Annotated in this window: 6 protein-coding genes; 3 read left to right on the top strand and 3 right to left on the bottom strand. The window is 70.6% G+C overall.

Annotated features, from left to right (window positions below; translation table 11 throughout):
* Positions 1 to 884, top strand: an 884-nt coding sequence (locus AB8Z75_RS26340; RefSeq protein WP_369206155.1) for a carbohydrate ABC transporter permease, incomplete at its 5' end; no start/stop codon positions are given.
* Positions 881 to 1,696: a GntR family transcriptional regulator gene (locus AB8Z75_RS26335; RefSeq protein ID WP_369206153.1), complete on the top strand. Its 816-nt coding sequence runs from the start codon at positions 881 to 883 to the stop codon at positions 1,694 to 1,696. The genes AB8Z75_RS26340 and AB8Z75_RS26335, both read left to right, overlap by 4 nt.
* Before the next feature lie 63 nt (positions 1,697 to 1,759).
* Here the strand turns inward: AB8Z75_RS26335 and ilvD are convergent, their stop codons facing one another.
* Positions 1,760 to 3,406, bottom strand: a complete 1,647-nt coding sequence (gene ilvD, locus AB8Z75_RS26330; protein WP_369206151.1) for a dihydroxy-acid dehydratase — start codon at positions 3,404 to 3,406, stop codon at positions 1,760 to 1,762.
* Positions 3,407 to 3,663: 257 nt separating this feature from the next.
* On the opposite strand from ilvD, the gene AB8Z75_RS26325 reads away from it, so the two are divergent.
* Positions 3,664 to 4,215, top strand: a complete 552-nt coding sequence (locus tag AB8Z75_RS26325; protein ID WP_369206157.1) for a maleylpyruvate isomerase family mycothiol-dependent enzyme — start codon at positions 3,664 to 3,666, stop codon at positions 4,213 to 4,215.
* Between the two features lie 339 nt (positions 4,216 to 4,554).
* Here the strand turns inward: AB8Z75_RS26325 and AB8Z75_RS26320 are convergent, their stop codons facing one another.
* Together AB8Z75_RS26320 and phnA are read right to left on the bottom strand one after the other, a co-directional pair.
* Positions 4,555 to 6,009 carry an aldehyde dehydrogenase gene (locus tag AB8Z75_RS26320; protein WP_369206149.1) on the bottom strand — a complete coding sequence of 485 codons (1,455 nt, stop codon included), beginning with the start codon at positions 6,007 to 6,009 and terminating at the stop codon, positions 4,555 to 4,557.
* Between the two features lie 130 nt (positions 6,010 to 6,139).
* Entirely contained in the window at positions 6,140 to 7,507 is a 1,368-nt protein-coding gene (gene phnA / locus AB8Z75_RS26315) for a phosphonoacetate hydrolase (RefSeq protein WP_369206147.1), read from the bottom strand.
* Positions 7,508 to 7,843: the final 336 nt, after the last annotated feature.

The following is a 7,843-nucleotide window of genomic DNA, read 5'->3' as shown; positions in this document are numbered from 1 at the left end:
CCCGCCGCCCGGCTCCCGCCCCCTCCCGGAACCCGCCGCGGAATCCCCGGGGCCGTGGTCGCCGCCAGCAGTTCCTCCACACCGTGGCGGAGCGCTCGTTGCTGATCGGGCTGGCCTTCATCGTGCTGATGCCGTTCGTGCTCATCCTGCTCACCTCGCTGATGACCAATGCGCAGACGCTCTCCCCCGATCTGTGGCCCGAGGACTTCCAGTGGCACAACTTCAGCGACGTCTTCACACGCATCCCCCTGGCGCGGTACGCGGGTAACACCTTCCTCTACGCGGGTCTCGGCACCGTGGGCACGTTGCTCTCCAGCGTTCCTGCCGCATACGCCATGGCCAAGCTGCGCTGGCGCGGACGCCATGTATGGCTCCTGCTGACCGTCGCCGTCATGATGCTGCCGGCCCAGGTCACGCTCGTGCCGCTGTACTCCATGTGGGCCTCCCTGGGCCTGGTCGGCACTCTGGCACCGCTGATCGTGCCCTTCTTCTTCGGCCACGCGTTCTCCATCTTCCTGCTGCGCCAGTTCTTCCTCACCATTCCCCAGGAGTACCTGGAGGCCGCCCGTATCGACGGCTGCGGAGAACTGCGCACGCTGCTGCGGGTGGTGCTTCCGCTCACCCGCCCCGCGCTCGCGGCGGTCGCCGTCTTCCAGTTCACCTTCTGCTGGAACGACTTCATGGGACCCCTGCTGTACGTCGGCAACAACGACAGCAACTGGACCATCCCCGTGGGCCTGGCCCAGTTCCGCTCCACCTACCAGGTCGAATGGAACATGACCATGGCGGCGTCGCTCTTGGCCGCCGTCCCCGTCGTGGTGCTGTTCTTCTTCGCGCAGAAGACGTTCGTACGGGGCATCGCGTTGACCGGAGTCAAGGGATGACGCCCGCACCCGGCGACTCCCCGCAGCGGACCGCTGAGCGTACGCGGGACGAGGGCACCGGCCGGCTGCCCAAGCACGAGGCACTGCGGCAGCGGCTCAGGGAAGAGATCGGTCGCCGTGAACCCCACTCCCTCCTCCCGACGGAGCGGGAACTGGCCGCGCGTCACCACGTCAGCCGCTCCACCGTCCGACAGGCCCTCGACGCTCTGGCGGAGTCGGGAGCCGTATACCGGGTGCACGGCGCGGGCACCTTCGTCGCGGCACCCACCATCTCCAAGTCGCACACGCTCACCTCCTTCACCGAGGACATGCTGGCCCGGGGGCTGCGGTCCAGCACCCGCATCCTGGCTTTCGACGAGACGGAGGCAGGCCGCCGGACAGCGGAGGACCTCGGGGTGGAGCCCACGGAGAAGGTCACGCGTCTCGTCCGGCTGCGGATGGCCGACGCGCGCCCCATGTGCTTGGAGACAGCGCATCTGCGCAGTGCACGGGTACCTGGACTGCTGACCCGCGACGACCTCGACGAGTCGCTCTACCACATCCTCGAACAGGACTACGGACTGCGTCTGGTGCGCGCGGAACAAGTGTGGACCGCCGTCATCCTGGACGAACGCAGTGCCGCACTACTTGGCGTCCCCTCCGGCTCCGCGGCCTTCCACGTACGCCGGGTCGGTATGGACGAGCGGGACCGACCCCAGGAAGCCACGACGAGCCTGTACCGCGCCGACCGCTACGACGTCCGCCTGACCGTGCGGAGAAGTCAGCCCAGGGACAGGGGCGGCCTCCCCCGAAGACCGCCGTCCACGAACTGACCCGCTCCACCACCACCGCACGCCGTTCGCCGTCGGGCTGCTCGCCCGTGGCGCATCCGCGGGTCAGCAGGTGACCGCGCCGTCGGAGGCGGAGCGCACGGTGGCGGCGTACTTGGAGACGACTCCCCGTTCGAGGTGCTGGTCAGGGGCCTGCCACGCCGTCTGCCTGCGGGCCAGCTCCTCGTCCGGCACGAGGAGATCGAGGGTGGCGGCGGCACTGTCGATGCGCACCGTGTCGCCGTCCTCGACCAGGGCGATGGGTCCGCCGCGGTACGCCTCCGGGGCGACATGGCCGATGACGAGGCCGTGCGAGACGCCGCTGAAGCGGCCGTCGGTGACCAGCGCGACGCTTTCCCCGAGGCCCTGACCGACCAGGGCGCCCGTGATGGAGAGCATTTCGCGCATGCCGGGGCCGCCCGCCGGGCCCTCGTAGCGGACGATGACCACGTCGCCCTCGGCCACCCCGCCGGACTGGATCGCGGCGAAGCACTCCTCCTCCGCGTCGAAGACCCGCGCGGGCCCCTCCCGTACGAAGTGCTCCCGTCCCCCCAGCTTCAGCACGCAGCCGTCCGGGGCGAGGGAACCGCGCAGGATCGCCAGCGCCCCCGGCGGCTTGACCGGCTCGGCCACGCGAGCCACCACGCGCTGCCCGTCAGCCTCCACCGAGTCGGCCGCCACCTGGCGCAGCGTCCGCCCGTCGACCAGCGTGACGTCCTCGCGCAGCAGCCCCGCCTCCAGCAGCCGGCCCGCTACCAGCGAGGTGCCGCCCGCCCGCCACAGGTCGGCGGCGGTGTGCGGACCGCTCGGTTTCAGCCCGGTGACGATCGGCACCTGGCGGCACACCGCTCCGATCTCGTCTATGCGCAGCGGCAGCCCGGCCTCCCACGCGATGGCCAGCAGGTGCAGTACCGCATTGGTGGAACCGCCCATCGCGGCCACGGAGACCATGGCGTTGTGCAGCGCGTCGCGGGTGAGCACCCGGGACGGGCGCAGCCCCCGCTCCAGGGCGTGCATCGCGACCTCGCCCACGCGCCGTGCGGCCTCGGCCTTCTCGTCGGCCACCGCGGGGATGTCACCCACGCCGAACGGTGCGAGGCCCAAGAAATCGGCGACGCCGCTCATGGTGTTGGCGGTGTACTGCGCGGCGCAGGTGCCCGCACCGGGGCAGGCGTGCCGGGCGAGGTCGTCCACCTCGCTCTGCTCCATCCGGCCGACGGCGCGTTCCCCGAGGGCCTCCCACATGTCCTGGATGGTGACGTCGCGGTCCCGCCACCTGCCTGGCAGCATGCTCCCGCTGTAGAGGACGACGGCCGGCACGTCGAGCCTGGCCAGCGCCATGATGCCCGCGGGCACCGTCTTGTCGCAGCCGACGATGCAGACCAGGGCGTCGAACTGGTGGGCCCGCCCCATCAGCTCGATGGAGTCCGCGATCACCTCCCGGCTGATGAGCGAGGCCCGCATGCCGGGGGTGCCCATGGTCAGGTTGTCCGAGACGGCGACGGTGTTGAACTCCATCGGGGTGCCGCCCGCGCGGCGCACCCCCTCCGCGACCCGTGCCGCCAGCTCGCGGTGGGTGAGGTTGCAGGGCATGGTGCCCGTCCAGGTGGAGGCGATGCCGACGACGGGGCGGCGCATCTCCTCCTCCGTCAGGCCCATCGCGTACAGATGAGAGCGCGCGGGTGCGCGGTCCGGGTCGTCGGCGATGCTCATGCCGGCTCCTTTCGTGTCAGACGAGTTGGCTGAGGCAATGACAGCCGCTGCGGCGGATGCCGGTCGGCAGGGCGCCGCATTTCTCGGTCTCCGTTCGACCACGTCACCGTCTGCCGACGCTCTCCTCCACACCGAGACCCTTTCCTGGCGGAGCTGCCCTGTACCACCTTCGTGACCGGCCCGGGCCGGGGCCGTCAGGGGGGCGTTCGTCGACGGCGGCCGGCTCGGCCTCCCACAAGGGCGGCCACCGTGCGGCGATTACTTTGTTCCGGGACGGGAGTTTCCTCCTCGAACACCGCGCCGGACGACCCCTCACCGCGGGGGCCGGCCTCACCCCCGCGCGTTGGCTGGCGGGGGTGGTCCGGTGCCGATTCGACTTCGACAAGCAGGTAGCCATGCGGCTGGCGGAGCAGCTTGGTGCGTCCCCGGCCGAAACCCTCGAGCGGTTCCGGCGTGCTGTCCCCAGCACGACCAAGCCTCCTCTCCCTGCCGTGGCCATGCTGGGCGAGACGATCGTGCACGCCGAAGACATCCGGCGTCCGCTGGGAATACACCGCGCCTACCCGAAGGAGGCGGTCACACGGGTCGCCGAGTACTACCAGGGGACCGATCTCGTGGTCGTTGCCAAGGGACGCGTCAGCGGTCTGCGGCTCCTCGCCAGTGACGGCCCCTTCAAGACCGGCTCCGGGCCGCTCGTGTCCGGCACCACCTTGGCTCTGACGATGGCGATGACCGGGCGCGCGACGTACCTCGACGACCTGGAAGGCGACGGTGTCGAGCGCCTCCGCGAGCGGTGCGAAGTGGCGTAGCGAGGGGGCTGCCCGCCGTTTGCAAGGGCGCCGGGACAGCTTCCCGTCGGCGTCTCACCCACACCGCCCGGGCGGCTTCCCGCAGGCGCGGCGCCTGGCGCGGGCCGGACCTGTGCCGTTCGGGGCACCCGGCCCGCGCCCGCCGGACGCGGGCACCGCCGCGCCGGCGGCCCGCTCCGCCGGCGCGGCGGCGCTCAGCGGTTCGGCTCCCCGAGCGCTGCCACCACGGCGCCGCTTCGACCGAGGCCCCGGCGACGAGGAGGACAGCCGGCTCCTCCGCGCAGCTGGTGCGGGCGGTGGCCGAGTGGCCCTCGTCAGAGCCACTCGCTGCGCGGAGCGTCAGTACCGGATGCAGGCCGAGCGCAGATCTGTGTAGAAGTCCCACACCTCCGGCGAGCACTCCGGGGCGCCCAGCTGGGACGCCTTCGCGCCCATGTGCGGCAGGTGGGAATAGGCGCCGACACCGGGCCGGTTGACGTGAAGCATGCCCGCCTGGAAGTCCTGGAGCGCTTGGAACATGTGCGCCGGGTCCCGCGTGAAGATCGTGCCCGACATGCCGTACCGCACCGAGTTGGCGATACGCATGGCGTCCTCGTAACCGTCGCAGTCGATCACCGACAGCACCGGTCCGAACACCTCTTCCTGCGCGATCTCACTGTCCCAGGCCACCTCGGTCAGCACGGTCGGCTGAACGAAGTAGCCAGGCGTGTCGCACACAGCGGCCTCCCCACCGCAGGCGACGCGGGCGCCGGCGCCGCGCGCCGTGGCCACCGCGTCCAGACAGGCCCGCATCCGTTCGTCGTTGACGACCGGGCCGATGTCCGCGCCCGCGTCGGTGCCGCTGCCCACCCGCATCGCCGCCACCCGGTGCAACAACGCGTCCAGCAGCTCTTCCTTTATGGCCTTGTCGACGATGATGCGGCTTGTGGCACTGCACCGCTGACCGCTCTGCCCGAAAGCACCGTGGACGATCGCCTCGACAGCCTCCTTGACGTCCGCGTCCGCGAGGACGATCAGCGCGTTCTTGCCGCCCAACTCCAGTTGGGTACGCATCAGCCGATCGGCGCCCGCACGATTGATGGCCCGGCCCACAGGCAGCGAGCCGGTGAAGGAGATGCCGGCGACGCGCGGATCGGCCACCAGTGTCTCGCCCGGCTCCCGGTCGCCCTGCACCAGGTTGAGCACGCCCGGCGGCACACCCGCGTCGGTGCAGGCCTCCACGAGGAGCGCCGAGGTCCAGGGCGTGAGCGGAGAGGGTTTGAGTACCGCAGCGCAACCCGACACCAGCGCCGGAGCGACCTTCCACATGGGGATGGCCACAGGAAAGTTCCACGGCGTGATCAGGCCGACGACGCCGAGCGGGCGCCGGAAGGTCATCGCCACGGTGCGCGGGTCCTCCGCGGGGGTCGTCACCCCGTTGATCCGGCGGGCTTCGCCGAGGGTGAACTCCAAAATGGCCAGGGAGCGCCTGACCTCGCCACGGCTCTCGCTCAGCCGCTTGCCCTGTTCACGAGTGATGGCCTGGGCGAACTCCTCTGTGCGCTCCTCGATCAGCCGAACAGCCGCGGAGAGCACCTTGGCCCGTTCGATGGGGCCTTTGGCGTCCCAGGCCGCCTGTGCCGCGGTGGCGGCGTCCACTGCCGCGGTCGCATCCGCGGCGCCGGATTCGGCGAACTCGCCGATCAGATCGCCGGTGTCGGCCGGGTTGAGGTTTCGCCGCGCCTGCCCGGACCGGGCTGGCGTCCACCGGCCGTCGACGTGGTTGAGCAGGTGATGCGAACTCGGCTGCGCCATGGGGGCTCCCTGGAGATGAGAAACGTACGGGACGAGTCAGGCTGGGCAGCTGGGATGCCGTCATGCCCTGCGGGCGGCGACCCGGGCACGAGGCCCGCACGGGCGGCGACCCGGGCACGAGGCCCGGGAGTCATTCCGTTCGTGCTCGTCCGGCACGGGTTTGCGCTGTGCCGGCTTCGGCGACCAACGTGGTGGCCACCCAGAAGGCGTCGTAATTGTGGACGCACGCAGGCTCACCGAATGGGCCCTCGAACGGCGTGGGCGCAGGCAGCGGCCGGTTGATCAGGAACGGGATCCGCAGTTCACCCAGGGCACCGTGGGAACGCAGCGGCGCATCCAACTGAGTGAGATCATGCCAGGCCTCGAAGCGACCGAGTGCGGTGCCGGCCTCGGCGAGGACGACGAGGTCACCGATCCTGTCGGCGGGCAGCGCGTACCGCTCCGCGGCCTCCTCACGGTCGGAGACCGCCTGGATCCCACCCATCTTCCGCAGCGCCGCCGCCACCCCGTCACGGTCGGCACCCTCGGGCAGGTAGACACTGGCGAACGAACCCAGCGCACCGTGGTGCACGGTGTACGGATCGGTGATCGGCAGGATCACCCGCACCCCTTCGAGCTCGGCATCCTCCGTCGCGCCGAGGATCCGGCGCACCTCGTCCTCCACGTAGACGACACGCGGGGCACCATCGGCGTCGGACTTCGCGCTCATCCCGTGGTCGGCCGTCAGGACGACGACGGCGCCCAACTCGTCCAGCTTGGCGGCGTAGCTGTCGATCATCTCGTAGAAGGCGTTGGCCGTCTCCGTTCCCGGGGCGTGCTTGTGCTGGATGTAGTCCGTCAGCGAGAGGTACATCAGGTCGGCGCCCCGGGAGGCCAAGATCTCCACGCCTGCGGCCAGGGTGAACTCGCTCAGCTCCGCCGAGTAGACGTCGGGCAGCGGCTTGCCGACCAGTGCCAGCACATCGCTGATGCCGTTGGTCTCCTCGGTGGCTTCGTCCGCCTTCTGGGCGGAGAAGCAGATGCCGCGCCGCTTCGGCTCCGCGAAGCCGCCCGAACCGTCGAGGGCGGGCCCGTCCTCGACCAGGCCGGCGCCCAGCAACCGCCGCAGCTTGTCCTTGGCGGTCACCACCACGACATCCAGCCCGGCCTCGTTCGCCGCCGCGAAGAGAGTGGGCGCGCGCAAGAAGCGCTTGTCGTTCATCAGGACTTCTTCACCGGTCTCGGTGTCGAAGATGTAGTTGCCGCTGATGCCGTGCTCGCACGGCGGACGGCCCGTCGCGATCGAGACGTTGTTGGGGTTCGTCAGGGCCGGCATCGCACAGTGCGCGGGCCACGAGGCGCCACCGTTCGCCAGGACCTTGCTCAGCCACGGCATCCGGCCGGCCGCGGCGGCCTGGAGGTGGTAGTCGGGCTCGCTGCCGTCGATGCAGATCACCACGACGGGGCTATCCGGCGCCGTGTACGACCGGTTGTTGACCGTGAAGGTCCGAGATGTCACGAAGTGCTCCTCGCGCTTCTGTGGCTGGGCTGGAATCCGAAGCGCGTCGAGCCTCCCTCGGCACACCGCGTCGAGGAACCCCCGTTTCTCCTATCGCTCCCATAACCACAGGTCAGGGCATGAACCTGGGAGAGCACCCGGTGTCAACGAAACGGGGAAGGCCACAGGGCCGGTCGATGAACAGGGCGTGCAGCCTTCTCCAGCGCCCTGTGTCAGGCGTACGACAATCTGCGGGAAGCCTTCGCGGAGAGGAAGACGAGGCCGGACGCTCTGGCCGCAGGCGCGGGCTGGCCGTTCCCGGGCACGCGTTCGCCGCGGAAACCCGGGGCCGGGGGG

The organism is Streptomyces sp. PU-14G (assembly GCF_041028275.1).
Taxonomy (GTDB): Bacteria; Actinomycetota; Actinomycetes; order Streptomycetales; family Streptomycetaceae; genus Streptomyces.
Note: the sequence above shows the minus strand (reverse complement) of the source record. Positions and strands in the feature narration are given on the sequence as shown.